The sequence below is a fragment of the Moorena sp. SIO3I6 genome, from assembly GCF_010672095.1.
This window is the reverse complement of the sequence record NZ_JAAHHU010001678.1, coordinates 1-1077: the sequence shown is the minus strand read 5'-3', so window position 1 is coordinate 1077 and position 1077 is coordinate 1. Positions and strand designations below refer to the sequence as shown.

At 39.6% G+C, this 1077-nt stretch carries 1 protein-coding gene; it reads right to left on the bottom strand.

Annotated features, from left to right (window positions below; all coding sequences use genetic code 11):
* Positions 1-470: 470 nt before the first annotated feature.
* On the bottom strand, positions 471-1077 hold a 607-nt coding region (locus tag F6K49_RS52225), incomplete at its 5' end, for a helix-turn-helix domain-containing protein (RefSeq protein ID WP_293110935.1).

Below are 1077 nucleotides of genomic sequence, written 5' to 3'. Positions count from 1 at the left end.
TACATTTTCCCTGATGGCGGTGCAAGGGTTTTAAAGGATTTTATCAGATTTCCTTGAACTTTAGCAACTCTCAAGGCGGCTCAAAGCCTTGATGGCCTTTGGTTTCCGGTTTGTGCAGCAAGCCCTAATTATTAGTTAACAATCCTAAACTCACAATCCTAAACAATTCTATTCTATACAAGGGATTAACTGGACTTTATATAAGTTAAGTCGTTGCTATAGCATTTGAATTTGATATCTTCAAATTTAATTGATTAACCAAGGTAACAGGTGACATTAGGAAAGAGAGCCTACACTTGTGAGCGTTTTATGGTAAATCAGCATTGGTTTTAATGCATCTATTTTGAATTTTAAATGCTATAAGTAAGTTGTTATTTTTTTAGTAATATTTATAGGTTGTTGCCCCCAATTATCGGCTTTTTTAATGTTTAAGATTGATGAATTTAATGCTTTTCCCATAGAAAGCTTGACTACTGAAGAGAGGGTCTAGGTTTAGCAGCAAAAGTTAATGCTTGTACTGCACCAGGAGCCCCCATCTGCTTTGCCTGTTGGTTATTGAACTCAACGATTACATTCCCAGCATCGCCAGCTTTAACAAATAGTTTTTCGTTAGCAACCCAAGTCTGGTGCGCTCCTTCTTCTAGGATGCCTTCATATTTTTTCTTGCCATCTGCCACGATCAGAAGCCAAGATCTACCTTTGAGAGTGATATCCACCTGAACTGGCTTATTTGGACCCGACGGTATCTTGGTTAAGGCTAACTGCGCTTGGGAGTTAGTTTGATCTAAATTACCGGGTGTCGGTAACGATTGAGCTGGAGACGAGTTTGGTTCCTTATCAGTTATTTGTGGCTTATAAGGGTTGATTAGGACAGATAAGCCACTCACTGAACCAATAACCAAGCAAATGTAGAACAAATAAAGATGAAACGGTCGCAGTTGAGGAACCCTACTGTTACCCCAGGAAAGTTTTGACCTTTTTACAGTTACCCCAGTGGGAAAAGCCTTGGCAAACTCGTCTCCATTTAAGCCTAGTGCATCCCCAAAGTGCTTGATAAACCCTTGAACATACACAGGT